Source organism: Acidovorax sp. GW835-FHT14G06 (assembly GCF_058793595.1).
In genome coordinates, this window is record NZ_JBXAGA010000015.1 from 25,628 (window position 1) to 52,414 (window position 26,787).

The window sequence follows — 26,787 nt, forward strand, 5'->3', positions numbered from 1 at the left end:
TAATGAGCGCTTGATCGAAGGAGAACTTGTGGACATGACCTCTGGATTCGATACCGAAGTACAGGCCATCACCCGCCGCCGATTTGGACAATGGGGCTTGGCTGCTGCAGCCTCCGGTGTAGCCGGCTGTGGCGGTGGAGGAGGGGGCGAGCCCAGCGGGGAGCCGTCCGCCAAAGTGGGTGCACTCGAAATGGTGGCAGGCCTCTTGGGCGGTGGCGGATTTGCAATCAGTAAGGGCGAAATGGTGCGGCTACCCGCCGAGGTGACTGGACTGAGCTTCAACAGCAAACGCGATCTTCAGTTTGTGGGGGTGTCCGGCGGGGACCGTCGTGTGGGGCGCAGAAGCCGGGACGGTGTGTCGTCGTTTGCTCCGACGTATCCCCACTCTTTCATTGGACATTTGTTTGACGCCATGGACCGTTACCTGGTGACGGTGGGCGGCGGAAGCGTTCACTATTTGCAGGGGGAAACACCCGTACTCTTGGCGGGAGGTGGGACTAACACCGGTCTGGTGGATGGAGTGGGCGCGAGTGCTTCTCTCCTCTACTTCGACTCACCCTTACTGGCCCGAGATGGGTTTGTGTACTTTATTGACCAAGACCCCCAGAAGGGCTTCCAACCCATGTTGCGTACCCTTGGGACGGATGGCACGGTGAAGACATTGTTGCCGCTGCCCCGAGGTAGCCTGCTGCTCGAGTCCGCTACTGGCGGCGTGCGGCGCTATACCAAGTTCACGGGCGACCCGTATGAGTGGGCAGATCTGGTGCTGGTGGGTGGTGAGTATCAATGGCGCGTCCTTCCCAACCAGTGGCCTTTTGATCATTGGACTCCCTTGATGAAAGTCCATCGAGACCAGGATGTGTATTGGGCGCTGGCCGAGGGGCAGGGAGCGCCGAAATTCTCCATTGCACATATTGATTTGTCGGGCGTCACGCCATCGGGAGTATGGAAGCTACGGGGGCGCAAAGTAACGGTTGTTCGAGAGCCGTCGAACACGGCTCCGGGCTCTTTGTTTGTCGCATGCAGCGATCCACCTGAGGGTGGGACAGAGGTTGTGGCGTGCAGGTTGGAGATGCCGACGACGGCGGTCTCTCGATGGCTGGGAGCGCAAGCCAATGCAGGCGAGGTGGACGGACAGAGCCAGGCGCGGTTCAGCTTTGTCAGGGGTGTCGAGGCGTTGCCTGACGGGGCTGGCGGTTTGATCTTGCTGGAGAACCAGCGAGGCAACTCGTCGGAGGCTGCACCTGCACAGGCCCTCCGGTCGGTTAGCGCCGCGGGCCAGGTGAGCACATGGTCGCTGGAGCCGCGTGGGAACCGCATGGCCATTGCCTATGGGCAGCTGATCGCCTATGACACCCAGAACCGCGCCTTGATTCGGACTTCTACGAATGGCCAGTCTGCGTGGCAGACCTGGGTCAGCTCCAGCCATTTTGCGTCCGGAGGGAGGCACGACCCGGGCGTGCAAGTTTTACGCACCGATACGACGGGGTTGCTGTGGTTTGCCACGCGCTATTCACCACAACCTGGCGATGGCGATGTGTACTTCGGTAGGGCCAATGGGAATGCGCTTGTTGGCACCATCGATGCCAATGGGCAGGTGAAGATTGTTGCAGGGGATCCGCAGGCCCTGTACACGCCGCAGAGCTATCCCCCGCTGGCGCAGCGCCCCTGGTACATGGACATTGCGGACATTGCCTTCGAAGGTGGCACTGCGCAGGTGTCGTGGGTGTTGTGCAACCGTGTCGAGCTGGATGGCGCCACCACCCTTGTGCGGTTCCATCCCGAACTGGTGCGTATCGACACCCAAGGAATCCAGAGATTCGCGTTGTCTTTGGAGATAGACCGCAATCTGCCGGAGTTCTTCCAGGAGCCCTTCAAGCAGATCTGCGTTCTACCCGGCCGACCCGGCGAGGTGTTTCTCTCCAGCGCTTGCGGTGTGCACAGGTGGACGCAGGCCAAGGGGCTGGAACTGCTGGCGGGCCAGGTCGGACCCACGCCTGGCGGTGTCACGCTCGGGCAGTTGCCAGCGGGGCTGAACTTGGTGAAGTTCCTGGCCCCCGGGGTGGACCGGCGCAGCCTGTATGTGGGCAGCGAAAACAGCGTGCTGAAACTGGTGCTGCCTGATTAGCCTGCCGTCGCAAGCCATTCCGCGAGCGCTAGAGGCGAAAATCGGCGGGCTACACCAGGGGGGCCTCCGGGGCTGGCTGACATTGCGCGGGTCGGCGTAGTTTCCGTAGTCCAGGTTGGCCCAGTACTTCTGGTTGGTCACCTCGTTCGCTGCCACCGTGGGGATGGGCTTGGGCAGGACGGTGGTGTCCACTATCACTTGCTGCACACTGGCTTTTTCCGTGACTCCACCTCGCCGGGCCGTGTCAATGCTGGCAGCCAGCAGCGTCACCGGGGATTGCAATGCCGTTTCTCTGGCCGATTGCGCTTTGCCCCTGGGTGATCAAAAATCCCAGTTGTCGCGCTGTGTGGTTTGTCGATATCTCAACTCCCTTCAACAACGCGTGCCTTGCGCACCCGCTGGCGCAGGCGCCTACTGCCGGTACACCCCGCCCGAGCCCACCACCGCAATGTCCACGTAGTTGGACCCGTGGTGGTTCTGTGCGCTGAACTGGTAGCCAAAGCCGCCCAGGTCCAGGTTGCCCAGGCCCTCCATGGCCTGGACCAGGCTGGCGCGCGTGACGCCAGGCCCAGCGGCGCGCAGGCCTTCGATGAGCACGCGCGCGTCCATGTAGCCGGTATAGCGGTCGTAGTCCACAGGCTTGTCGTGGCGCTTCATGGATGCCTGAAAGTCCCGCGTGAGCGCAATGGTGGGCTTGGTGGGCGAGGGGCCCGTGCGCGCCACGGCCAGGCCGCGCGCGTCGTCGCCCAGCGCCTTGAGCACGGCGGTGCCTGCGCCCAGCGACAGGGTGTATATCGGCACGCCCAGGTGCGCGCGGTTGGCCCGCACATAGGCCACTACCGACGGGCCTGCCGCCACCAGCAGTACGGCCTGCGGCTTTTGGGTGGCCAGGGCCTTGGCGGCTTCGTTCGCGTCTTCACCCGATGAGGCCAGTGCGTGCGACCCCGCCAGCGTCGCGCCTTCAGCGGCAACCGTCTTTTCGACCAGGGGCAGCAGCAGTTTGCCGAAGTCATTGTTTTCGTAGGCCACAGCAATGCGCGAGGTCTGCACGGCCACCAGGTTGCGCACGATCTTCACCAGTTCGTCGGCATAGCTGGCGCGGGTGGTGAACAGGTAGGGGTGCTGCTGCGCGCGGACGGCGGGGCTGCCGGTGTACACGGAGATCAGCGGCAGCTTGGCCTGCGCCAGGTAGGGCAGCAGCGTCATGACCTGCGATGTGCCGGCCACGCCAAACAGTGCCAGCACGCCGTCTTTTTCGCTCAGCTGCTTGGCGTTGTCCAGCGCACGGCGGGCGTCAAAACCATCGTCCAGCGACACCAGCCGGATCTTGCGGCCACCGATGCCGCCCTTGGCGTTGGCGTCTTCCACGGCGGCCTCCTGCCCCTCGTGGATGGGCGACAAAAACGGTGCCATGCCGCCTGACAGCGCGGTAGAGCGGCCGATGAGGATGTCTCCCTTGCCGCCGGCGGCGGGCTGTGCGCGGACGGGCAGACCAGCCAGGGCCGCGCTACCGGCCAGCGCAAGGACCAGGCTGCGGCGGCGCGCCAGGGGCAGCGCCTGGTCGGCGGGCCATGCATTTGCATTCGGGGTCTTCATCACACAGCATCTCCAACAAAAAAACCGATTCAAAGGGCTGCGAGGCCCCGAAGAGCGGCGATGGTAGGAGGGCGCTGTGCCTGGCACGCACCGGGTTTCTACCGGGGGCGGGTCATCTTAGAGACATGGGTCTATCCACCCACGGGTCTGTCGGCACCCGCGCAAAACGATGCGATTCGCCCAGCCCCATGCGGCGCGGTAGCATGTGGCATGGACCTGCCGAGGACAACACCATGACTTTGATCCGCTACGCCCTCTGTGCCCTGGCGCTGGGCTGCCTGCCCCCCGCCTGGGCCATCAACAAGTGCACGGACACCAATGGCAAGGTGTCGTTCCAGGATGCGCCTTGTGCGGGCGAGGGCGAGAAGATCGACGTGCGCCCCACCACGCGTGGTGCCACCCCGGTGCAGCCCGCGGCGGCGCCCGTGGCCGAGGGCGCGTTTGGCCCCACCTGGCAGCGCAAGAACTACCTGCAGACCCAGGGCATCCCGCAGGCGCGCGCCGCTATCGAGCGCAACCAGCGTGAATGCACGGCCCAGCCCAATGCCGTGGCCACGGCAGGCCCACTGCGGCGCGGCAACTTGCCGTCGGGCAACCAGTTTGTGCAGGAGAGTGCGGAAAAGGCCGCTGATGCCAAAGCCGCGTGTGAGGAACGGACCGAGGCCCTGCGCGAGCAACTGCGGGTGCTGGAGCGAGAGCTGGCCGCTATGCCCTGACCTTGCGACCGCCGTGCGCTAGGCAGTGGCAGTGCTCACCCTTTCCAGGTGAACGGAAACTTGAACTGCCTCACAAAGCCGTTGGGCACGTAGTCGCCCAGCACGCCATAGCGCTCGGGCCAGAGCTTGGTGCTTTTGACGGCGGTGCCAAACAGGTAGTCCAGAAACGCGAAGTGCGCGGCGTAGTTCTTGTCGAGCGCCTCCTGATCCTGGCTGTGGTGCCAGTGGTGGAAGTTGGGCGTGACCAGCACGTAGCGCAGCGGCCCCAGGCGCACGCTGACGTTGGCGTGGTTGAACACCGCCTGAAAGCCCACGACGACGATGTAGGCGTCGATCACTTCCTTGCTGAAGCCCAGCACATAGATCGGCGCCAGCACCAGCGTGCGGGTGATCAGCAGCTCTAGGATGTGCTGGCGCGAGCCCGCCATCCAGTCCATGCTTTTGACGCTGTGGTGCACGGCATGCAAGCGCCACAGCACGGGGACCTCGTGGTAGGCGCGGTGGGTCCAGTACTGCACCAGGTCGGCCACCAGGATGATGAGGAACAGTGCCACCCAGAAGTTCAGCCCCTGCACCCAGCCGCGAATGCCGTCGCTGGCCGCCCAGCCAAAGAACTTGTGCACGATGAGGTTGGTGGCCAGCAGCACAAAGCCCACCACCATGTGGTTGACGATGAAGTGGTGAAAGTCCGTCTGCCACTCGGCGCGGAAGATGGGCTGGTCCTTGCGCAGCGCAAACAGCTTCTCGATGAAGATGAAGATCAGCGAGCTGCCCAGCAGGTCCAGGATGAACCAGTCGAGGCCGATGTAGGGCGTGTTGTCGGGGAAGTTGGGGTCTACCTCCACCTTGTGTCCACCCAGCAGCGCGGCAATCGCCACGATGGCAAACGCAAAGGTGGCCAGCCAGCGGGCGCGGTTGAACAATATGTTGACCAACGAGATGCCGCCCGCAATCGCCATGGCCACCAGCATGATGTTGCGTATCACTGCCACGTCGTAGCTTTTGCGCAGCTGTGGGGTGGTGAGGTATTCAGGGAAGTGGAAGGCCAGTACGCCCAGAAGGCACAGGATGGCCAGCGTGAGGGCAATCACGCCCGACACCAGCCCCTTGCCGGTGCGCAATGCGCCGTGGCTTTCGGTGAATTCGTTGAGTTTTTCTAGTTCGATCATCGGTTCCTCCTCGCACCCGGTCAGCAGGTGCTGCGCGAGTGTAGCGAAGCCGCCACCCGCAGTGCACGGGGCTCAACTTGCACGCGACGCAGCGCATGGGGCTTCCTAAAATCGCTGCATGAACATCCCTTCACACCAACTGAGCATGACCGTGCTCATGTCGCCCGACATGGCCAACTTTTCGGGCAACGTGCACGGCGGCGCCATCCTCAAGCTGCTGGACCAGGTGGCGTACTCGTGCGCCAGCCGCTATTCGGGCTGCTACACCGTGACGCTGAGCGTGGACCAGGTGATGTTTTTGCAGCCCATCCATGTGGGCGAGCTGGTGACCTTTCTGGCCAGCGTGAACTACACGGGCAGCTCGTCGATGGAGGTCGGCATCAAGGTGGTGGCCGAAGAGATCCGTTCGCAGGTGGTGCGGCATGTGAACAGCTGCTTCTTCACCATGGTGGCGGTGGACGAGGCGCGCAAGCCCGTGCAGGTGCCGCCACTGTCGCCTTCGACCCCCGACGAACGCCGCCGCTGGGACGCTGCGGTGATCCGCAAGACGCTGCGCAAGGAGCTGGCACAGCGGTTTCAGCAGGTGCGAGAAACCGCCGGGCAGTAACGCGTTGAGTGGGCGCCTTGAATGGACGCCTTCGAAGGCCCTGGGAAGATCACCCTGGGCCTTTTCTCTGTCTCTCTCGCTGTGCTGCTCAGGCCGCGTTGCGGCTGCGTCCGGCCAGTGACACCGCCTGCAGGGACAGGCCATCAATTTCGTTGGTGATGCCTGACAGCACATTGGCCACCACCGCAAACTCGCGCCCGTGCTGCCCGGCCCGCGCTGCCATCACCTGGGCGTTGAAACTGACCACCTTGGCCTCGCGTGCCACGGTCTGGATCGAGGCCACTATGCCGGCCAGCTCTTTCATCAGGGTTTCGGACTGCGCCTTGCTCACCTGGTCGAACGCGGTGGTGGCGGTGTTGAGGGCGTCGAGCACGCCGTCGGTGGTTTCGACCAGGCGGGCCAGGGCGTCTTCCACCCGCGGGCTCTGGCGCTCGGCCAGGTCCAGTGCCGTGCCCACCTGCTGCGCAAACGCGTCGATGGTGGCGCCTACGCCCTGGGGACCGTGGTAGGCCTTGCGAATGATCTCGGCGCTGGTGGCATCGAGGTGGCGGGGCGTTTCCACCAGCCGCGCCTGGCTGTCGGTGAACAGCGTGAGCGAGCTGCGCGCAGCCTTCAGGTGTAGATCGCTGCCGCGTGCGGCCAGCACGGTTTGCAGCACCATGCGCTGCGACAGCATGCGCTGGCGCGCCGCAACGTTGACGAGCGACATGCCCCCATCGCGCGATGGAGCCTGTGCAGGGGACGACAGCGTGGGCATGCTGGAAGTGCGTGCGGGGAGGGGGAAGGCTGCCATGGTGTTCCTTGTGCGTGTTGCATTCAGATGCACGTCTTCAAGCAATACCCGGGCCAATGTGTGTAAAGCCGCGTGACCCAATGCGGTGCTGTGGAGCGGGAGGCCAGGCTTGATGAAACACGCGGCTGCGCAGCGCGTGGGCGTGCCCTGAAGCACATTGGTTTGCGCTCGCGCACGGTGCATCTCCGACCTGCGCAGCGCGCAATCGGGACTGTGGAATTGTGGGGGTCGTTGTGTGTGCTCAGCCCGCGCGCCGGGCCTGCGACGGCGCTGCGCCAGTGTCTTGCACGGCCAGTGCAACACCGCGCACCACATCGCCCACCACAATCACCGAGGGGCTGGCCAGCCCTTCGCGCGTGATGGTGGCATGCAGCGCACCGAGTGTGGTGATGGCATGCCGCTGCTGCGGCAGGCTGGCGTGCTGGATGACTGCGACCGGTGTGTCTGCGGGCAGGCCGGTGAGCAGCTCCTGCTCGATGGTGGCGGCGCCGCTCACACCCATGTAGATGACCAGGGTGAGCTTGGCGTTGTGCGCCGTGGCGGCCAGTTGGCGCCAGTCGGTGCCCGCGTCACCGGGCTTGGCGTGGCCGGTGACAAACACCACGCCATGCGCGTGTTCGCGGTGCGTGAGCGGTGCGCCCAGCGAGGTCAGGCCCGCGAGGCCTGCGGTGATGCCGTTGATGACGGTGACCTGCACGCCGGCGGCACGCAGGTGCTCCACCTCTTCGCCCCCCCGGCCGAAGATGAAGGGGTCGCCGCCCTTGAGGCGCACCACGTTCTCGCCTTCGTTCACGGCCATCAGCATCAGCTTTTCGATGAAGGCCTGTGGCGTGCTTTTGCAGCCGCCGCGCTTGCCCACATAGACGATGCGCGCCGTGGGCGATGCGTGTGCCACGATGGCATCGCTCACCAGGTCATCCACCAGCAGCACGGTGGCTGCCTGGATGGCCTTGAGCGCCTTGAGGGTGAGCAACTCCGGGTCACCCGGGCCTGCGCCCACCAGCGTGCAGCTGCCGCCGGTGCCCAGGTGGGGTGGGGCTGTGGGCGGTGTGGTGGAAGGCGTGGGGCGGCTCATCGGGATGTCTCCGAAACGGTTTGATCGACCAGTCGCAAGATATGTTCCACCTGCCGTTCGATGGCGTGTGGAATGGGCAAATCGCCCGCCAGCACCTGGTGCGTGTAGGTGGCCGTGGTGGCCACATCGATCTCGGCGGGCAGACCGGGCACCTCGCTGGCCGTGCCCGGTTGTTGTGCCTCCAGCACCGTATGCACGCCGTGCACAAAGCCGTCGTAGCGGGGGGTGCGGCGTGGGTCCGTGGCGACCTCGCCCTCCAGCCCGCGCGAGAGCAAGGCGTTCATCCCCAGGGTGCGGAAGGTGCTCTGCAGCATCTCGAAATATTCGGGGTGTGTGTACGCCGTGACCACTACCGACGGCCCCGCGCACGGGCTCATCAGCTTGACCACACTGTGCCCTGGGTTGCGCAGGCCCACCACCTCGCGCACGGCCAGCAGGCGTGCCAGCCCTGCGTGCAGGTGCTGGGTGTGGATATGGCGGACCGTGCCATTTGCTATCTTTTCAGGAGCTATCAGGGCAGGTACTTCTAGCGCATTGAGCACATCCGATGCCAAAACGCGCCGCGCCTCGGTGCGCATGCCGTGCAGCAGCACGGGCAACCCTTCACGGGCCAGCAGCAGCGCCAGCAGCGGCGTCAGCACCGGCAGCTTGCGCGCGCCGTTGTAGCTGGGCAGCACGATCAGCGGGCGGTCGGTGGCGGGCAGCAGCGCCAGGCGGCTGTGCGTGGCATCCAGAAAGCCGCACATCTCCTCGGACGTCTCGCCCTTGATGCGCATGGCCAGGCAGAAGGCGCCAATCTCCAGGTCGGTCACGGCGCCATCCAGCACCTGGCCGAACAGGTCCGTGGCCTGCTCGCGCGTCAGCGGCTTGGCGCCGCGCGCGCCGCGGCCGATTTCCTTGATGTACTGGCTAATGCCCATGGCTTTTGTTGGCGGGACTTGTGAAACAGGGCGCCAGCGTCGTTGTTTCGGCTTGCCGTACAGGCGTACTGTCTGCGCCGAAAGCGCCTGGCTGGAGCCCTGTTGCACAAGTCCTGGTGGGGTTTGTTGGTTCGAGGGCTATTTTCCTGCAAGCAAGAGAACTTTTGGTTATATGACGGCCTGCGCAAGCGGTTTGGATGCCAGCGGTCCCGTGGATCTCACCATTCGCTTGAGTTCGGGCACGCACGAGCCGCAGTTGGTGCCGCAGCGCAGTTGGCCTTGCAGTTGCGCCAGTCGGTCGTCGTCGGTGCCATGGCAGTGCGCCAGTTGGGCGGTGATGGCGGTGTCCGTCACGTTGAAGCAGGTGCACACCGGTTTGCCGCGCGACTGCACGGCCACGGGGGCCTTGGCGCCGGGCACCAGCAGCAGGCGGCCGTAGGTCTGTGCAGGAAGCTCTTCCTGCAGCAGGGTCTTGAGCCAGCCTTCGGCGCTGGTGTCGCCAGCGAGCACGATGCCTTCGAGCGTGGTGTTGTCGCCCTGGCGCGCCAGCCGTGCGGCGCGGCGCTGGCCGCGTTTTTTGTCGGCATAGCGCAGCGTGTCGGCGCCTGCCATGCCCAGCAGGGCCTCGATCTGTGCGATCAACGCATCGGGCGGTGCCTCGTGGGCGGCGGCGCGCAGCAGCACGCCAGTGCGCTCGCGGCCGGGCTCATCCAGCGGGGTGTTGTTGCTGAAGGGCACGCAACTCGTGTACTGAAAATAGGGAAACTGCGCCATCAGCGCAGACAAGGCTTCGCGCGCTGCCAGTGCACCTTCGGCAGGCAGCCAGGCCATGGCCAGCAGCGTCCACGGCAATTCGGCCTTGAGCACCTTGACGGCCGCGTGTTTCAGCTCGGGCTGTTTTGAGGTGGGGCAGAACGCCGAGGTGGTGAGCGCATTCACGCCCGCCAGCCGTTCGCCGGTGGACGAGATGCCGCTCAAAAATTCGCTGCCCCAGTGCATCGCCATGAACACCTGCGACAGGCCCAGCGTGGTGTCGGCCTGCACGGGCACCACGATGGAGCCGCGCTTGCTGGTCACATGCACCAGGTCGCCGCTGGCCAGCTTGCGCCGCTCCATGTCCTGTGGGTGCATCTGCAGGCTGGGTTCGGCCACATGGCCAAACAGGCGGCCCAGCGTGCCGGTGCGGGTCATGCCGTGCCACTGGTCGCGCAGCCGGCCCGTGGTCAGGCTGAATGGGTAGCGCGATTCGCGGGGCTCGGCGGTGGGTTGCCATGCATGCGCAGCAAAACGCGCGCGGCCGTCGGCGGTGGGGAAGACGCCATCTTCGTACAGGCGGGCCTTGCCGGTGGTGGTGCCATCCTCCAGTGGCCACTGCTGCGGGCCTTGGGCTTCGAGCATCTCCCAGGACAGCCCCGTGATGTCCAGGTCACGCCCGCGTGTGCTTTCGCGGTGCTCCTTCCACACGGCTTCTGCGCCCATATCGGCCGCGTCTGTGGCGTAGGGGAACAGCGTGGGTGCACCAGGCCGCAGGCGTGCCTCCAGCTGGTGCGCAAACTGCACCGCAATGGCCCAGTCGTGGCGCGCCAGGCCGGGTGCGGGCACGGCAGTGCGCACGCGCGAGATGCGGCGCTCGCTGTTGGTCACCGTGCCGGTCTTTTCGCCCCAGGTGGTGGCGGGCAGCAGCAGGTCGGCAAAGGCGCAGGTGGCGGCAGTGGCAAAGGCTTCTTGCACCACCACAAACTCGGCGCGCTGCAGGGCGCGGCGCACGGTGGCCTGGTCGGGCATGCTTTGCGCGGGGTTGGTGCAGGCGATCCACAGGGCCTTGATCTCGCCGTCGGCAGCGGCCTGGAACATCTCCACCGCCGTTTTGCCGGGCTTGGATGGCACATCGGCCACGCCCCACAGCGCGGCGACTTCGGCGCGGTGCTGCGGGTTGGCCAGGTCGCGGTGGGCACTGAGCAAATTGGCCAGCCCACCCACTTCGCGCCCGCCCATGGCGTTGGGCTGGCCGGTCAGGCTGAAGGGGCCCGCGCCGGGTTTGCCGATCTGCGCGGTGGCCAGGTGCAGGTTGATGAGTGTGGCGTTCTTGGCCGTGCCGCTGCTGCTTTGGTTGAGGCCCTGGCAGTAGAGGCTCAGGGTCGCTTTGGAGGTGGCGAACCATTTGGCTGCGGTGGTCAGGTCGGCCACGCTGATGCCGCAGGTCTGCGCCACACGCTCGGGCGTGGCGTCGCGCACCAGGGCCTTGAGGTCGTCAAAGCCCGTGGTGTGGGCGGCGATGTAGGCGGTGTCGACCCAGCCCTCCCACAGCATGATGTGCAGCATGCCGTTGAACAGCATCACGTCGCTGCCGGGCTGGATGGGCAGGAACAGGTCGGCCATGCCCGCCGTGTCGGTGCGGCGCGGGTCGGCCACGATGACCTTCATGCCCGGGTTGGCGGCGCGTGCGTCTTCGATGCGGCGGAACAGGATGGGGTGGGCCCAGGCCGCATTGCTGCCCACGATGAACAGGCACTGCGCGTGGTTCACGTCGTCGTAGCAGGCGGGCGGCGCGTCGGCGCCCAGCGTTTGCTTGTAGCCGGCCACAGCGCTGCTCATGCACAGGCGCGAGTTGGTGTCGATGTTGTTGGTGCCGATCAGGCCCTTGGCGAGTTTGTTGAAGACGTAGTAGTCCTCGGTGAGCAACTGGCCGCTGACGTAGAAGCCCACGGCGTCAGGGCCGTACTGGGCGATGGTGTGGGCGAACCGGTCGGCCGCCAGCGTCAGTGCGGCGTCCCAGGTCACGGGCAGTGCGGCCTCCCCGCGTTGCGTACGGCGCAGGGGGTGCAACAGGCGGGTTTGCAGGGTGACCGGGCTGGTGGCGGTGAGGTGCAGGGTCGAGCCCTTCGTGCACAGGCGGCCAAAGTTGGCGGGGTGTGTGGGGTCGCCGCGCACACCGGTAATCTGGGCGCCCGTGCTTTCGATGATCACGCCGCAGCCTACGCCGCAGTAGGGGCAGGTGGATTTGGTTTCTTGCATGGCGTGGTTGGGGTTGTTTTGGCCTCAGGCGCTAGTGCATGTTGCGCTGTCAGCTATTGTTTTGATAGTGTTGTCGTGTCCTCGCCGGATACGTATGCGGCACCTTGGGCGCAACACTCTCCACCGCTCACACACCCACCGCCCTGCGCGCAGGCCCTGCGATGGGGCGCGTCAAATCCGTGGCCACCGTCGCCAGCTCGCTCGCGTCCAGGTACACCGCGCCGTCTTCCACCTTCACGGCAAACTTCGGCGTGCAGCCCTCATCGGGCGCCGAGGCCTGGCCGTCGCACAGGCCAATGGTCCAGTTGTGCAGGGGGCACGCCACATGGGTGCCAAACACGATGCCCTGGCTCAGCGGGCCGCCCTTGTGCGGGCAGCGGTCCAGCAGCGCGAACACGCCACCGGCGTCGTTGCGGAAGATGGCCACGTCCAGGCCCTGGGGGCGCGCCACGCGGCGTGAGCCCAGCACGGGGATGTCGTCCACCCGGCAGATCAGCTTCCATTCAAGGGTTGGGTTGTTGGTGGTCATGGGAATCGTCCTTGGTGTTGTTCGGTGGGATGTCGGGGGCGCGCGTGGTGCCGTTGCAGGGCAGGCCTTCAGCTGCTGCCCAGCGCTGCATACAGGCCGGTCACGCGGTCCATGCTGGCGAGCAGGTTTTCGCTGCTCACAAACACTTCAGACACCTGGCGGAAGGTGTTGTTGCTGGTGCCCAGGCGTTGCAATGCGGCGTCAAAAAACACCCACTGGCCATCGGCCAGCAGCAGCTCTTGCCGGATGCGGGCGGTGGCCTGCGGGGCGTTGCGCAGCAGATCGGTGGCGCTGATGAACTCGTCGCGCGCCTTGGCGATTTCGGTGGTGGCGGTGGAGGTGTCCACCCCCAGCATGGCCGACAGGCAGAACTTGGCCATGCGCTGGCTCAGCATGCGCTGGCGGCCTGCCACGTTGACCAGCTTGCCCACGGGCTTGCCCGAGGCGGCTTCGTACTGCACGGTGCCCTGGTGGGCCAGGGCCAGCACCTTGGCGTCGGCCTGCAGCAAGGCGGCCGCGCCGTCGCGCGACGGGCTGGTGCCCAGCAGCGTGGCCTTGTGGTCGGTCCAGGCCGATTCCAGCTTGGCGTAGGTGTCGCGGATGGTGGGCGAGGGCGCGTAGGCCTTGAGTTCGCCCAGCTGGCGCTCGAACAGCGCCAGCGACTGGTCCAGCACGGCGCGCGCGGCTGGCGTGTCGGATTTGTGCGCCAACGCCAGCCAGGCCTTGCCCATGCGCTGACTTAGCATGCGCTGGCGACCTGCCTTGTTGATGGCGTCGTTCAGGTCAGTGACCTGGGCCTGGGCGGTGCCCAGCGACATGATGCCCAGGGTGCTCCAGGCCGTGGTGTAGCCGGCGGCGGTCAGCAAGGTGCGGCGTTGCATGGTGTGGGGCTCCGGGCGCTTCAGGCAGCGGTCAGCGGGGCAAACTGGCGCGTGTCCACGGCTGCCTTGTCAAACTCGAACCAGGGGTCGGGCTCGCCGTCCAGCGCGAACTGCAGCTGCTCCCACAGCGCCTTGCGGCCTTCGTGGTCTTCGAGAATGCGCTTTTTCACATAGTCCAGGCCCACGCGGCTCACGTAGTGCACGGTGCGCTCCAGGTACCAGCCTTCCTGGCGGTACAGCTCGCAGAACGCGCCGGTGTACTCCAGCACTTCCTCGGCGGTTTTCAGCTTGGTGAAGAAGTGCGCCACCTCGGTCTTGATGCCGCCGTTGCCGGCCACGTACATCTCCCAGCCGCTGTCCACGCCGATGATGCCCACGTCCTTGATGCCGGCTTCTGCGCAGTTGCGCGGGCAGCCCGACACCGCAAACTTGACCTTGTGCGGGGCGTACATGCGCCACATGGCGCGCTCGAGGTCCTTGCCCATCTGCGTGCTGTCTTGGGTGCCCATGCGGCACCACTCGCTGCCCACGCAGGTCTTCACGGTGCGCAGCGCCTTGGCGTAGGCGTGGCCGCTGGGCATGCCAATGTCCTTCCACACGTTGACCAGGTCTTCCTTCTTCACGCCCAGCAAATCGATGCGCTGGCCGCCCGTGACCTTGATGGTAGGGATGTTGTACTTGTCGGCCGCATCGGCAATGCGGCGCAGCTCGTCAGCCGTGGTTTCGCCGCCCCACATGCGCGGGATGACGCTGTAGGTGCCATCCTTTTGGATGTTGGCGTGGCTGCGCTCGTTGATGGCGCGGCTTTGCGGGTCGTCCTTCGCGTCCTTGGGCCAGGTGCTGATGAGGTAGTAGTTGACGGCGGGGCGGCAGGTGGCGCAGCCGTTGGGCGTCTTCCACTCCATAAATTGGAATACGTTGCCAATACTCAGCAGCTTGTTGGCGCGGATCGCGTCGCGCACCGCCTGGTGGCCGTGGTCGGTGCAGCCGCACATGGCCTTGGTCTTGGGCGTGGCGCTGTAGTCGCCACCGGCAGTGAACATGATGATCTGCTCGACCAGGCCCGTGCACGATCCGCACGATGCGCTGGCCTTGGTGTGCTTGCGCACTTCATCCAGTGTGAACAGGCCCTTGTCCTTGATGGCCTTGCAGATGGCACCCTTGGTCACGCCGTTGCAGCCGCAGACCTCGTCGCCGTCCTGCATGGCGGCGGCCTTGCTCTGGCCCTGGTGGCCGGTGTCGCCCAGGTGCGATTCGCCAAACATCAGCTTGTCGCGAATGTCGGTCACGCTGCGGCCGTCGCGCAGGAGCTTGAAGTACCAGCTGCCGTCCACCGTGTCGCCATAGAGGCAAGCGCCCACCAGCTTGTCGTCCTTGATGACCAGCTTCTTGTACACGCCGCCAAAGGGGTCGCTCATCACGATCTCTTCGGTGTTATCGCCGCCCTGGAAGTCGCCGGCGCTGAACAGGTCGATGCCCGTGACCTTGAGCTTGGTGGAGGTGAGTGAGCCCTGGTAGCGGCCGATGCCGAACTCGGCCAGGTGGTTGGCCAGCACTTTGCCCTGCTCGAACAGCGGGGCCACCAGGCCATAGGCAATGCCTCGGTGTGCCGCGCATTCGCCCACGGCATAGATGCGGGCGTCGGTGGTGGTCTGCAGCGTGTCGCTCACGACAATGCCGCGGTTCACGTGCAGGCGCATCTTTTCGGCGAGCTGCGTGTTGGGGCGGATGCCCACGGCCATCACCACCAGGTCGGCGGGCACTTCGGTGCCGTCCTTGAACTTGACGCTGGCCACCCGGCCTTCGGCATTGCCCACCAGCTCCTGGGTCTGCGCACCCATCAAAAAGCGCATGCCACGGTCTTCCAGCGACTTCTGCAGCATCTTGCCCGCCACGTCATCGAGCTGGCGCTCCATCAGCGAGGGCATCACGTGCACCACGCTCACGGTCATGCCGCGCTTCATGAGGCCGTTGGCGGCTTCCAGGCCCAGCAGGCCGCCGCCGATGACCACCGCGTGCTTGTACGTGGCGGCTGCGTCGATCATGGCCTGTGTGTCGGCGATGTCGCGGTAGGCCAGCACGCCTTTCAGGTCCTTGCCGGGCACGGGCAGGATGAACGGGTTGGAGCCCGTGGCCATGATGAGGCGGTCGTACTCGGCGGTGATCACATCGCCGTCCTTGCTGCTTGCGCTCACCACGCGGCGCACGCGGTCCACGTCGGTCACGGTGAAGCCGGTGTGCAGCGTGATGTGGTTGTCGGCGTACCACTGCCAGTCGTTGAGGATGATCTCGTCGATGGTCTGCTCGCCAGCCAGCACCGGCGACAGCAGAATGCGGTTGTAGTTGGGGTGCGGCTCGGCCCCGAAGACCGTGATGTCATACAGATCGGGGGCAATCTTGAGCAGCTCTTCCAGCGTGCGCACACCGGCCATGCCGTTCCCCACCATCACCAGTTTGAGCTTTTTCATCGTGACTCCGTCGGTTCCATCGCCTGGGCGATGCAAAAAACAAAAAAGGCGTCCACACGATGCAGCTCCGACATTCCATCGAAACCGCATGTGGGGACGCCTTCGTCCATACAACCCCTTGGTGCGCCGTTGCACCGCTGAATTGCGTGGCCCAGCTGGGCCGTTGCTTCGGGTAAGCAATGCCCGTGCCAGAGTTTGTGCACTGATGTGGGGTGATCCGGTGTTGTCCGCCCTGCAGAGGGCGGAGTTTTGGGTGTTGACGGGTGGCTCGGCTGCGCGGCGCGGTGCGTGCATGCACCACCTTGGGCATGGAACCTGCATGGAGGTGGTGCATGAGTTTTGAACTGGACATCGGCCACACCTCGCAGGCCGGGCGCAACGAAGTCAATGAAGACTTTGCCGCCCTGTTGCAGGGGCAGGGGCGCGACCGGGAACGCGGCGCCATTGCTGCCATTGCCGATGGTGTAAGCACCGGAGGCAAGGGCCGAGAAGCCGCACAGACCACGGTGAACACCCTGGTGAACGACTACTTCGCCACGCCCGACACCTGGGACACCACCGTGGCGCTGGACCGCATCCTGAGCGCGCACAACGGCTGGCTGGCGTCGATGAACCGGCGCCGCCAGCCCGCCGTGGGCCTGACCACGCTCACCGCCGTGGTGCTGCGCGGCCAGTCGTACACGTTGGCCCATGTGGGCGATACGCGCGCCTATCTGCTGCGGGGCGGCCGGCTGCAACTGCTGACGACCGACCATGTGATGGCGCAGCGTGACCTGGCGCACCAGCTCACCCGCGCCATGGGTCTGGACGACCATGTGGTGGTGGATTACAGCCAGGGCGAACTGCACAGCGGTGACCTGCTGGTGCTGCTGTCCGATGGCGTGCACGGCAGCCTGCCCGAGCGTGAACTGCGCCAGTTGCTGCTGCAGCCGCAGGATGCCAACACCCCCAGTGCCGCCAGCGCCCAGGCGCTGAGCGAGGAGATCACACGCGCAGCCCTGCGCCGGGGCAGCACCGACAACGTGACCGCGCTGGTGGTGCGGGTGCAGGGGGCGCTGGAAGCCACCTTGCAGGATGAGTCCCGCCGGGCGCAGCACTTGCCAGTGTTACCGTTGCTCAAGGTGGGCGAGCCGGTGGATGGCCTGGTGGTGACCGCGCTGGTGGCCGACAGCGGGGTGCACCGCATCTACCAGGTGCGCGACCCGGCCACACAGCGGCTGTACGCGCTCAAGACGCTGGTGCCCGCCCGCGCGCACGATGCGCAGGAGCGCGCCACTCTGGCGCATGAGGCCTGGGTGGCCCGGCGCATGCAGTCCGGCCATGCGGCGGTGCACCTTGCGCGCCTGAACACCTGGCCGCCAGAGCAGGGCGGTGCAAGCCCCGGCGCCAGTGCGTTTTATCTGCTCTATGACTGGCATGCGGGCCAGACCCTGGGCCAGCGCCTGCGCGGCCGCCAGCACCTGGGCGTGCCGCAGGCCGTGTCGGTGGTGATGCAGACGGCGCAGGTGCTGGGCTGGCTGCATCGGCAAGGGGTGGTGCACCGCGACATCAAGCCCGACAACCTGCACCTGGGCGACGACGGCGTGCTGCGGGTGCTGGACCTGGGCGTGGCCCTGTCGGGCCGCGAGCCCGAGGCCACGCGCCGCCTGCACGCAGGCACCCCCAGCTACATGAACCCCGAGCAGTGGCCGGGCTATGAAAAGAACGGGGACCCTGCCGGCCAGTTGCCCGATGCGGGCAGCGACCTGTTTGCCCTGGGCGTCACGCTGTACCAGCTGCTGAGCCATGGGCGCCTGCCCTATGGCGAGGTGGTGCAGTACCAGCTGGGCCGCTACCACCGCGACCCGCTGGCCCCCAGCCGCCACAACCCCAGCGTGCCCATCTGGCTCGACCAGATCGCCTTGAAGGCCGTGGCCCGCCAGCGCACACAACGCTTTGAAACCGCCGAGGAACTGCTGCTGGCCCTGGAGCGGGGGGCTTCGCGTCCCTTGTCCGCCCCTGGCCCGCAGCCGCTGATGCAGCGCGATGCCACGGCGCTGTGGAAGATCGCGCTGGCGGTGAGTGTGCTGGTGAACCTGTTGCTGGTGTATTGGCTGCTGTTTCTGCCGCGATGAGAGCGATTGATTCGCTATTGAAAATATAGCTATCGATGCATATGAGAAATGCGCTTGGTGACGATTGGGCTTGAAATGTGGGGTGGCCGGCGCGTTGACTGACTACGGACGTTCACGCGCCCCGGGCGCGGCCACCCTTCTGGCGAAAGTCTGGCAAGCGCTGTCGCTGTCGCGCTTACTTGCTCAGCGCCGGTCATGCGCTGCGCGCACGGCCCCCCTTCTGGCGAAAACGCGGGCAATGCTGCGCATTGGCTGGCTACTCCAGCTCAGGCACTGCGTGCCCGACCGCCCTTTTCCGCCCACGTGCGGGTCCAGCGGATCTGCATAACCCGCAACAGCACCAGCATGGCAGCGGCGCACACCGCAATGCCCACAAAGCCCCACAGGTAGGTGCCGGTGTACTGGCGCGAAAAGCCCATGCCGTTGGGGATGAGGCCGCCACCCAGCGCGCCGATCTCGCCAATCATCGAGCCGGCGACGGCCGTGGACAGCGGCCAGCGCAGCGGCACCAGCTGGAACAGCGCGCCGTTGCCCGCGCCCAGTGCCGCAAAACACACCAGGAACAGCAGCATCGTCACCGGCAAGGAGTTTTCGGCCAGGCCGCACAGCACCATGCTCACGGCGGTGATGGCCAGCACACCCGTGAGCGTGTTGACGCCGCCCCAATGGTCGGACAGCCAGCCGCCCATCACCCGCAGTGCCGCACCCAGAAAGGCGGCCAGCATGGTCAGTTGCCCTGCCTGCACCTTGCTCACGCCAAACTGGTCGTAGAAGTAGCTGGGCAGGAAGGCCGTCAGACCGATGAAGCCGCCAAAGGTCACGGCGTAGATCAGGCTGAACGCCCAGCCGTCTTTTTCAAAGAGACAGGCAATGTGTTCGCGAAACGTGGCGTGGGGCGCGAGGTCCGGCGGTTCCTTCGCATACACCGCCATCACCACGGCGGGCACGGCCACGCTCACGGCGGCAAAGCCATACACCGCCTGCCAGCCAAACTTCTGCGCCAGGGCAGGCGCCAGCAGCGCTGCCACGGCAGTGCCCACATTGCCTGCGCCCACGATGCCCATGGCCAGGCCCTTGTAGCGCGGTGGAAACGAGCCCGAGCCCAGCGAAAGCGCCACACCAAAACTCGCCCCCGCCACGCCCAGCAGGATGCCGAGCGCCAGCAGATCGTTGAAGGTGTGCACGAACAGGTAGCCATAGCCCATGGCCAAAAAGATGCCGGCCATCTCGACCAGGGTGGCGCGCTTGCGGCCGATGTACTGCGCCAGGATGCCCAGCGGAAACCGCATCAGCGCTCCCGCAAAAATCGGTATGGACAGCATCATGCCCATCTGGGTGGGGGAGAGCTGGAAGCTCTCGCGGATGAACGGCGCCATCGCACCGTTGATGACCCACACCGCGCACGAAAAGCCGAAGTACAGAAACGACGCCCACAGCGTGGGTGCGTGGCCGGATTTGAGGAACTCTCTGAAGTAATGCATGGGTGTGAGTGCAAAGGGCTGAGGGGGTGACCCCTTCGCCCGGCCAGAAAACAAAAAGGCGTCCACACGGACCGCGCGGGCTGACCAGCCCCAACGCACTCCGTGAAGACGCCAACGTCCTGTTCGCCCAATCCGCCATTGCACCGGGCTGACACGCGGCCAACGTTGGCCGCGCCTTACGGCAAGCAATGGCTATGCCAGTGCCGATATGGGGGAGGGATTGTGAGGAAATTGCCATAAAGCGCTTGTGAGTTAAGCACTGCCAGCTATCAAAAATGAAGCACATTCTCTGCCAAATGCTCACTTTGGTGCATTGCAGCGGAGTGCGACGCACAGTGTTGGTGTTGCGCACTGAGTTGGTGAGTTCGCGATGGAGGTGCCATTTTTCTGTTTCAAATCCATGGCCTTCGTCATAGGATGTGTTCGGCTTTTCCACTGCCGTGTTGCCCGGTCAGGGAGCGACAAGGCATCTACGAAATGGGGTTCCCATGCGCGTCAATCTGCCGGTCAGCCAGCACGAATATGCGTTTCCCAAGGGCCAGACTCTGGTGTCCACCACGGACCTCAAGGGCCGCATCCTGTACTGCAACCCGATGTTCATCGAGGTCAGCGGCTACGAAAAGGAAGAGTTGCTGGGCCAGCCCCACAACATCGTGCGACACCCCGACATGCCCGAGGAGGCCTACCGCGACATGTGGGAGACCATCGCCAAAGGCATCCCCTGGTCGGCCCCGGTCAAGAACCGGCGCAAGGACGGTACGTTTTACTGGGTGATGGCCAACGTCACCCCGCTCATGCAGGGCGACCAGCCCACGGGTTACATGTCGGTGCGCACCGAAGCCACGCGCGAACAGATCCAGGCGGCCGAGTCGCTGTACAAGCAAATGCAGGCCGAAAAGCAGGCGGGCACGCTGGTGCACCGGCTCTCGGCCGGGCAACTGGTCAAAGACACCCTGTGGGGCCGTGTGGCCCGGGCTTTGGCGCTGGGGCCCATGGGCAAGATGATGGTGTGTACCTTGCTGCTGGTGGTGGCCTCGTGGTGCGCCGCCTTGCTGGGCGGGCACAAGCTGTCGCTGGCATCAGGGGCCGCGTGGCTGGGGGTGGTGGTGCTGGCGCTGGGCATGGCGGTCTACCTGCACCAGGTCACGGTGGCGCCGTTGTCGCAGATGCTGCTGTGGGCCAACCGCATGGCCGCGGGCGACCTTACCCAGAAGATATCGGCGTCGCGCAGCGACACGGTGGGCCAGCTGCAAAAGGCGCTGGCGCAGCTCAACGTGAACCTGCTGTCCATCGTGCGGGACGCTCGGCAGGAGAGCGAGCACATGCAGGTCTCCACCCGGGAGATTGCCCAGGGCAACCAGGACCTGTCGTCGCGCACCGAGGCGCAGGCCAGCAACCTGCAGCAGACAGCCGCGTCGATGGAAGAAATCACCGGCACCGTCAAGCAAACCGCCGAATCCGCGCGCCAGGCCACGGTGTTGGCGACCCAGGCCACCCAGGTCACCGAGCGCAGCAGTGCCGCTGTGGACGGTGTGGCCAGCACCATGAAGCAGATCCAGGCTGCATCCGGCCGCATCAGCGAGATCACGCAGCTGATCGACTCCATTGCCTTTCAGACCAACATCCTTGCCCTCAACGCCGCAGTGGAGGCTGCGCGCGCCGGGGACCAGGGGCGGGGCTTTGCGGTGGTGGCCTCCGAGGTGCGCAGCCTGTCGCACCGCACGCTCTCGGCCGCCAAGGAGATCCGGCAGCTCATCGACGACTCGGCCACCAAGGTGACCGAGGGCCATGAAAAAACCGACGCTGCGCAGAAAACCATGACCGAGTCGCTGGAGCTGGTGCGCCGGGTCAACACACTGATTGGCGAGATCCACAGCGCCTCGAATGAGCAGCTCAGCGGCATCTCGCAGGTCAACTCTGCTGTGGCACAGCTGGACACCATCACGCAGCAAAACGCCGCGCTGGTGGAAGAGAACGCGGCCTCGGCCATGCAGCTCAATGGCCAGGCGCAGACCATGACCGAGACCGTGCAGGTGTTCCGCATCGATGCCTCGGCACCAGCACAGTCGCGCGATGCGGTGGCGCTGCGCAAGGAGATGAAGACATCGTCCAGCAGCCGGGCGCTGGCGGCGGCCTGAACCCGCCCTGCGTTTCCGTCTCTCTTTGGATTGGCGTGGTGCTTCCGTGCCAACTTGGAACAGGGTTTGCCAGGCCCAGGGTGGCGTCCAAGGGGGAGCAGGCGAGGCGGCTCAGATGCGCTTACGTACTCTCGCGCACCGTCAACTCAAACCCCAGATTCACCGAGTTGTACTCTGGCACCTCGCCGCGCATCAGCGCCAGCAGCATGCGCGCGCTGGCCTCGCCCACGGCAGAGCGGGGCGTGCGCACCGTGGTCAGCGGCGGCAGCATCTGGTCGCTGCCTGCCAGGTCGTTGAAGCCCGCAATGGCCACCTGGCCTGGCACCGACAGACCCAGGCGCTGCGCGGCCAGCAGGCCGCCCTGGGCCAAGTCGTCATTGCAGAAGAACACGGCATCGACACCGGGGCGGGTGCGCAGCAGCTCTTCCAGCAGTTCACCCCCCAGCCGCATCGATGAGGGCTGCGGGCTCAGCAGCTCCAGCTTGGGGTCGTACAGGCCTGCTTCGCGCAGGCAGCGGCGGTAGCCCTCGGCGCGCTGCATGGTGCGCGGGTCCAGCTGTGCGGCCACAAAGGCGATTTTTTGGTAGCCCCGCGCCAGCAGGTGGGCTGTCATGCTGTGGCCTGCGTCCTGCTGCGAAAACCCCACGCAGAACACGCCGGGGGCCGAGGTCATCTCCATCAGGTGCACGCAGGGCACGCCGCTGGCAGCGATCAGGTGGCGCGCGGCCTCGGTGCGGTCAAAGCCGGTGACCAATAAGCCCGCCGGGCGGTGCGCGAGGTAAGTGCGCAGCAGTTGCTCTTCTTCCTGCGGGTCGTAGTGCGTGACGCCAATCAGTGCCTGGTAGCCCTGCGGGAACAGCGTACGGTGCACGGCCTCCAGCACGTCCACAAACAGCGCGTTGGACAGCAGCGGCACCAGCACCGGCACCTGCACGCTGCGTTGTGAGGCCAACGCGCGGGCTGCGGGGTCGGGCACGTAGCCCAGTTGGTCGGCGGCGGCTTTTACGCGCTGCACCAGTTCTTGCGCCACGCCGCGCTCGCCACGCAGAGCGCGGGACGCGGTGATGGGGCTGACCTCTGCGGCCTTGGCCACGTCGCTCAGCGTGATGCGGCCGCTGGAGCGGCGTTTTGTCTCGGGTTTGTTCAAGGGTTAACCCTCATGGGGCTAGAGATTGATCTGGTTAGGATAGCGCTGTCCAAGTCTGTGGGCAAGGCAACAGCATGCATTTTGGATGAAGTTGCACAAGTTTCCACAGTTTGTGCGGCATCCAGAGCGGATGCCTTTTTTATGGATTGTTTGGATAGCGCTACCAATATGAGTTTTCAAGCGTCACCAGCTTTTTTGGTCGTCATGGGCGTGGCAGGTTGTGGCAAGTCGAGCCTGGGTTCAGCCCTGGCCCAGGCCGAAGGCCTGCCCCTGGTCGAAGGGGATGACCACCACAGCCCCGCCAGCCGCGAAAAGATGCGCCAGGGCATTGCATTGACCGATGCGGACCGCGAAGGCTGGCTGGCCACATTGGGGCAGCTGCTGCAGAACCAGCCACAAGGCGCGGTACTAACCTGCTCTGCACTTAAGAAGGCTTATCGGGACCGCTTGCGCAACGCCTGCCCCGGTCTACGGTTCGTCTTTCTGGAGATTGACCGCGCCAATGCAGGCCAACGTGTGGCGGCCCGTGCCGATACGCATTTCTTCTCCAGCGCACTGGTGGACAGCCAGTTCGCAACGCTGGAGTCGCCCGTGGGTGAAGCCGGTGTGTTGCGCCTGGATGCGCTGCTGGACCTGCCCACGCTGCAGCAACAGGCATCGGCCTGGCTGGCAACGAAGGAGACCGCATGAGTACCCCCGCACAACATGCCGTGCCGCAGAGCCGCTTTGCACGGATCTCCCAAGTGCTCATGGCCAGCTGCCTCGGCGTGATGGCCGTGGCCGTGTTCATCAACGTGGTGCTCCGCTACGGCTTTGGCAGCGGCGTGGCGGCCAGCGAAGAGCTGTCTCGCCTGCTGTTCGTCTGGATGGTGTTCATCGGTGCTGCGGCGGCTTACCCCGCCGGTGAGCACATGGCCTTTACCAGCCTGGCAGGCCTTTTGGCCAAACGCCCGGTGGCCTTTGGCCTGCTGACGGCCGTGATCCGGCTGCTGGTGATCACCGCCAGCGCCATGCTGGCCTGGGGTGCCTGGCAGCAGGTGGTGGTGGGAATGGGCAGCCGTTCGGTCGTCATGGCGTACCCGGCGGCGCTGCTGCCACTGCCCGCCTTTTTGTGCGCAGTGGCCATTGGCGTGATGGCAACCATCGAATTGATTCAACGCAAGCCGCTGGACCTCGGTCATGGCGCTGAGGTGGAGTGACCATGGGACCCGAAGCACAGGCTTTTCTTGTTTTTTCGCTGGGCATGCTGGTGCTGATGGGCACGGGCATGAACATGGGCCTGGCCTTGGTGCTCACGGGCGCCGGGATGGCCTGGGTGCTCGACTTCTGGGACGCGCAGTTGCTCGCACAGAACCTGGTGGCCGGCGTGGACAGCTTTCCGCTCCTGGCCGTGCCGTTCTTCATCCTGGCGGGTGAGCTGATGAACTCCGGCGGTATCAGTCGCCGCATCATCGACATGGCCCAGGCCTGGGTGGGGCACATCCGGGGCGGGCTGGGCTACGTGGCCATTGGCGCTGCGGTGCTGATGGCCAGCATGAGTGGCTCGGCCCTGGCCGACACGGCGGCGCTGGCCACCATCCTGCTGCCCATGATGCGCCAGCAGGGCTACCCGATGAACACGTCCGCCGGGCTGATTGCTTCGGGCGGGATCATTGCGCCCATCATTCCGCCATCCATGCCTTTTGTGATCTACGGCGTGACGACCAACACGTCGATCTCGGCGCTGTTTGTGTCGGGCATCGTGCCGGGGCTGATGATGGGCGCGGGTCTCATCTTTGCCTGGCGCTGGGTGCTGCGCGGCATCGACCTGCCAAAAGGCGAGCCGCTGCCCATCCAGGACCGCCTGCGCGCCACGGTGCGCGCCTTTTGGGCCATGCTGATGCCTCTCATCATCATCGGCGGCATGAAGACCGGCGTGTTCACGCCCACGGAGGCTGCCGTGGTGGCCGCGTTCTATGCGCTGGTGGTGGCACTTTTCATCCACCGCGAGATGAAGCTCGCCGACATCTACGGCGTGCTGGTGCGGGCGGCCAAGACGACCTCCATCGTGATGTTTTTGTGTGCGGGTGCCCAGGTGGCCAGCTACATGATCACGCTGGCCGACCTGCCCAATGTGCTGACGAGCTGGCTGGGCCCGCTGGTAGAGAACCCGCGCCTCTTGATGGCCGTGATGATGATCGTTCTGGTGCTGATCGGCACGGCGCTCGACCTGACACCCACCATCCTGATCTTTGCGCCCGTGATGCTGCCTATCGCCGTGAAGGCGGGCATCGACCCGGTGTATTTCGGCCTGATGTTCGTGCTCAACGGCGCCATTGGTCTCATCACCCCCCCGGTGGGCACCGTGCTCAATGTGGTGGCTGGCGTGGGGCGCATTTCGATGCACAGTGTCATCAAGGGCGTGAACCCGTTTCTCTTTACCTACGTGCTGATCCTGGCGCTGCTGGTGGTTTTTCCCCAGATCGTGACCGCGCCTGTCGTCTGGTTGCGTTGACGACCCCTTCGCTTTCCTTCCCCCCTGCAATGGAGACAACCATGAAACCTTTCCGCCGTACCCTGCTCGCCGCCCTGTCGGTGGCTGCCATCACCTGCTCGTTCCAGGTGGCTGCGCAAGACTTCAAGCCGCGCATCATCCGTTTTGGCTACGGCCTGAACGAGGACTCCAACCAGGGCCGGGCCACCAAGCTGTTTGCGCAGGAAGTGGAAAAGGCCTCGGGCGGCAAGATGAAGATTCGCGCCATCGGTGCCGCCGCACTGGGCTCGGATGTGCAAATGCAGCAGGCCCTGATCGGCGGCGCGCAGGAGATGATGGTGGGCTCCACTGCCACCCTGGTGGGCATCACCAAGGAAATGGCCATCTGGGACACGCCGTTCCTGTTCAACAACGCCAAGGAAGCCGATGTGGTGCTGGACGGCCCCGTGGGCCAGAAGGTGATGGACAAGCTGCAGGAAAAAGGCCTGGTGGGCCTGGTGTATTGGGAGAACGGCTTTCGCAACCTCACCAACAGCAAGCGCCCGGTCAACAAGTTGGAAGACATGGACGGCATCAAGCTGCGCGTGATGCAGAACAACGTGTTCCTCGACAGCTTCAAGACCCTGGGCGCCAACGCGGTGCCGCTGCCGTTCTCCGAGCTCTTCACCGCGCTGGAAACCAAGACGGTGGACGGCCAGGAGAACCCCTACAACACCATCCTGTCGAGCAAGTTCTATGAGGTGCAAAAGTACCTCACCGTGACCAATCACGTCTACAGCCCCTGGATCGTGCTGGTCAGCAAGAAGTACTGGGATGGCCTGTCGAAGGCCGAGCAGAAGGTGCTGCTTGACGCCGCCAAGAAGAGCCGCGACTTCGAGCGCCAGGACACCCGTGCCGAGGCCGACAAGGCGCTGGCCGACCTCAAGGGCAAGGGCATGCAGGTCAATGATTTGCCTGCAGCTGAAGCCAACCGCATGCGCGAAAAGCTCAGTGCCGTGAACGCCAGCATTGCCGCCAACGTGGGCGAAGCGTTGTGGAAGGACGTGCAGGCCGCGGTGGCTCAGGCGCGCGCAGGCAAGTAAATCTTGGTGGAGCCCCTCGGCGGCAGCCGTTAAGCTGTCGGTGGGCTTCGAGCTTCTGTTTTTAGCGAAGCGCCATCAAAAAGGCCGAGGCCCCTGCAGGGGCCTCGGCCTTTTGGCATTTGCAATCATCTGCCTGCACCGCGGTGCAGGCCCAGCGAATTACATGGAGCCGATTTCGCCGGACGAGATCTGGCCGGTGCGCAGGGCTTCAGCAGCCTGGGCACGCACGGCAGCGCGGTCAGCCGTGGACTTGTAGGTCACCACACGCGAACCAGCGGGTTCGATCGAGCGGGTTTGGGCCACGGTAGCGGCTTCGGCTTGCACTTCAGCGCGGGTGCGGTTGGTTTCGAACTTGGTGGCAAATTGCGAAGCATCGGCTTCGTCAGCCTGGGCACCAAAAGAAGCAAAAGCAGCAACAGCAGCGATAGAGAGGAAACGGGCAGTCTTGTTCATGA

At 65.2% G+C, this 26,787-nt stretch carries 21 protein-coding genes; 9 read left to right on the forward strand and 12 right to left on the reverse strand.

What is annotated here, in order from left to right:
• Positions 1 to 10 precede the first annotated feature (10 nt).
• On the forward strand, positions 11 to 2,128 hold the full coding sequence (locus AC1Q64_RS21935) for a hypothetical protein (RefSeq protein WP_492252821.1): 2,118 nt from the start codon (positions 11 to 13) through the stop codon (positions 2,126 to 2,128).
• 411 nt (positions 2,129 to 2,539) lie between these two features.
• Here AC1Q64_RS21935 and AC1Q64_RS21940 read toward each other — a convergent pair whose 3' ends face one another.
• On the reverse strand, positions 2,540 to 3,724 hold the full coding sequence (locus tag AC1Q64_RS21940) for an ABC transporter substrate-binding protein (RefSeq protein ID WP_492252822.1): 1,185 nt from the start codon (positions 3,722 to 3,724) through the stop codon (positions 2,540 to 2,542).
• A 233-nt stretch (positions 3,725 to 3,957) separates the two neighbouring features.
• Between AC1Q64_RS21940 and AC1Q64_RS21945 the strand changes: the two genes are divergently transcribed.
• Positions 3,958 to 4,440 (forward strand): DUF4124 domain-containing protein, encoded by a 483-nt coding sequence (locus AC1Q64_RS21945; protein WP_291436313.1) that lies wholly within the window; start codon positions 3,958 to 3,960, stop codon positions 4,438 to 4,440.
• A gap of 35 nt (positions 4,441 to 4,475) precedes the next feature.
• Here the strand turns inward: AC1Q64_RS21945 and AC1Q64_RS21950 are convergent, their stop codons facing one another.
• On the reverse strand, positions 4,476 to 5,609 hold the full coding sequence (locus AC1Q64_RS21950; protein WP_492252823.1) for a sterol desaturase family protein: 1,134 nt from the start codon (positions 5,607 to 5,609) through the stop codon (positions 4,476 to 4,478).
• Between the two features lie 118 nt (positions 5,610 to 5,727).
• Here AC1Q64_RS21950 and AC1Q64_RS21955 point away from each other — a divergent pair, with 118 nt between their 5' ends.
• Positions 5,728 to 6,216, forward strand: coding sequence for an acyl-CoA thioesterase (locus tag AC1Q64_RS21955; protein WP_056058237.1), 489 nt, complete (start codon positions 5,728 to 5,730; stop codon positions 6,214 to 6,216).
• 88 nt (positions 6,217 to 6,304) lie between these two features.
• Here the strand turns inward: AC1Q64_RS21955 and AC1Q64_RS21960 are convergent, their stop codons facing one another.
• The 7 genes from AC1Q64_RS21960 to nirB all read right to left on the reverse strand — a co-directional run bounded on the left by AC1Q64_RS21960 (position 6,305) and on the right by nirB (position 15,897).
• Positions 6,305 to 7,009 (reverse strand): methyl-accepting chemotaxis protein, encoded by a 705-nt coding sequence (locus tag AC1Q64_RS21960; RefSeq protein WP_492252824.1) that lies wholly within the window; start codon positions 7,007 to 7,009, stop codon positions 6,305 to 6,307.
• A gap of 241 nt (positions 7,010 to 7,250) precedes the next feature.
• The gene (cobA, locus tag AC1Q64_RS21965) at positions 7,251 to 8,084 is read right to left on the reverse strand and encodes a uroporphyrinogen-III C-methyltransferase (protein WP_492252825.1); all 834 of its coding nucleotides are present in this window, start codon (positions 8,082 to 8,084) and stop codon (positions 7,251 to 7,253) included.
• Complete coding sequence (ybiB, locus tag AC1Q64_RS21970; protein ID WP_492252826.1) at positions 8,081 to 9,004, reverse strand: DNA-binding protein YbiB; 924 nt, start codon at positions 9,002 to 9,004, stop codon at positions 8,081 to 8,083. The genes cobA and ybiB overlap by 4 nt, the downstream gene beginning before the upstream one ends.
• A 168-nt stretch (positions 9,005 to 9,172) precedes the next feature.
• On the reverse strand, positions 9,173 to 12,019 hold the full coding sequence (locus AC1Q64_RS21975) for a nitrate reductase (protein WP_492252827.1): 2,847 nt from the start codon (positions 12,017 to 12,019) through the stop codon (positions 9,173 to 9,175).
• Between the two features lie 127 nt (positions 12,020 to 12,146).
• Positions 12,147 to 12,548: a nitrite reductase small subunit NirD gene (nirD, locus tag AC1Q64_RS21980; RefSeq protein ID WP_492252828.1), complete on the reverse strand. Its 402-nt coding sequence runs from the start codon at positions 12,546 to 12,548 to the stop codon at positions 12,147 to 12,149.
• 68 nt (positions 12,549 to 12,616) lie between these two features.
• Entirely contained in the window at positions 12,617 to 13,429 is an 813-nt protein-coding gene (locus AC1Q64_RS21985; protein ID WP_492252829.1) for a type IV pili methyl-accepting chemotaxis transducer N-terminal domain-containing protein, read from the reverse strand.
• Between the two features lie 20 nt (positions 13,430 to 13,449).
• Positions 13,450 to 15,897 (reverse strand): nitrite reductase large subunit NirB, encoded by a 2,448-nt coding sequence (gene nirB, locus AC1Q64_RS21990; RefSeq protein WP_492252830.1) that lies wholly within the window; start codon positions 15,895 to 15,897, stop codon positions 13,450 to 13,452.
• A gap of 332 nt (positions 15,898 to 16,229) precedes the next feature.
• On the opposite strand from nirB, the gene AC1Q64_RS21995 reads away from it, so the two are divergent.
• A complete protein-coding gene (locus AC1Q64_RS21995) occupies positions 16,230 to 18,011 on the forward strand; it encodes a bifunctional protein-serine/threonine kinase/phosphatase (protein WP_492252831.1) in 1,782 nt (593 codons plus the stop codon).
• Positions 18,012 to 18,277: 266 nt separating this feature from the next.
• Here AC1Q64_RS21995 and AC1Q64_RS22000 read toward each other — a convergent pair whose 3' ends face one another.
• Positions 18,278 to 19,492 (reverse strand): MFS transporter, encoded by a 1,215-nt coding sequence (locus AC1Q64_RS22000; protein WP_056058267.1) that lies wholly within the window; start codon positions 19,490 to 19,492, stop codon positions 18,278 to 18,280.
• A 488-nt stretch (positions 19,493 to 19,980) separates the two neighbouring features.
• Between AC1Q64_RS22000 and AC1Q64_RS22005 the strand changes: the two genes are divergently transcribed.
• Positions 19,981 to 21,630 carry a methyl-accepting chemotaxis protein gene (locus tag AC1Q64_RS22005; RefSeq protein WP_492252832.1) on the forward strand — a complete coding sequence of 550 codons (1,650 nt, stop codon included), beginning with the start codon at positions 19,981 to 19,983 and terminating at the stop codon, positions 21,628 to 21,630.
• A gap of 121 nt (positions 21,631 to 21,751) precedes the next feature.
• On the opposite strand, the gene gntR is transcribed toward AC1Q64_RS22005, so the two are convergent.
• Entirely contained in the window at positions 21,752 to 22,777 is a 1,026-nt protein-coding gene (gene gntR, locus AC1Q64_RS22010; RefSeq protein ID WP_492252833.1) for an HTH-type transcriptional regulator GntR, read from the reverse strand.
• A gap of 168 nt (positions 22,778 to 22,945) precedes the next feature.
• Between gntR and AC1Q64_RS22015 the strand changes: the two genes are divergently transcribed.
• The 4 genes from AC1Q64_RS22015 to AC1Q64_RS22030 are packed head-to-tail and all read left to right on the forward strand — an operon-like array spanning position 22,946 to position 26,332.
• Positions 22,946 to 23,467: a gluconokinase gene (locus AC1Q64_RS22015; RefSeq protein ID WP_492252834.1), complete on the forward strand. Its 522-nt coding sequence runs from the start codon at positions 22,946 to 22,948 to the stop codon at positions 23,465 to 23,467.
• The gene (locus AC1Q64_RS22020; RefSeq protein WP_492252835.1) at positions 23,464 to 23,976 is read left to right on the forward strand and encodes a TRAP transporter small permease; all 513 of its coding nucleotides are present in this window, start codon (positions 23,464 to 23,466) and stop codon (positions 23,974 to 23,976) included. Before AC1Q64_RS22015 ends, AC1Q64_RS22020 begins: the two co-directional genes overlap by 4 nt.
• 2 nt (positions 23,977 to 23,978) lie before the next feature.
• Positions 23,979 to 25,271: a TRAP transporter large permease gene (locus AC1Q64_RS22025; protein ID WP_492252836.1), complete on the forward strand. Its 1,293-nt coding sequence runs from the start codon at positions 23,979 to 23,981 to the stop codon at positions 25,269 to 25,271.
• Positions 25,272 to 25,312: 41 nt separating this feature from the next.
• Positions 25,313 to 26,332 carry a TRAP transporter substrate-binding protein gene (locus AC1Q64_RS22030; protein WP_291437844.1) on the forward strand — a complete coding sequence of 340 codons (1,020 nt, stop codon included), beginning with the start codon at positions 25,313 to 25,315 and terminating at the stop codon, positions 26,330 to 26,332.
• 159 nt (positions 26,333 to 26,491) lie between these two features.
• Here AC1Q64_RS22030 and AC1Q64_RS22035 read toward each other — a convergent pair whose 3' ends face one another.
• Positions 26,492 to 26,785: a DUF4148 domain-containing protein gene (locus tag AC1Q64_RS22035; RefSeq protein WP_291437843.1), complete on the reverse strand. Its 294-nt coding sequence runs from the start codon at positions 26,783 to 26,785 to the stop codon at positions 26,492 to 26,494.
• Between the last annotated feature and the right edge of the window lie 2 nt (positions 26,786 to 26,787).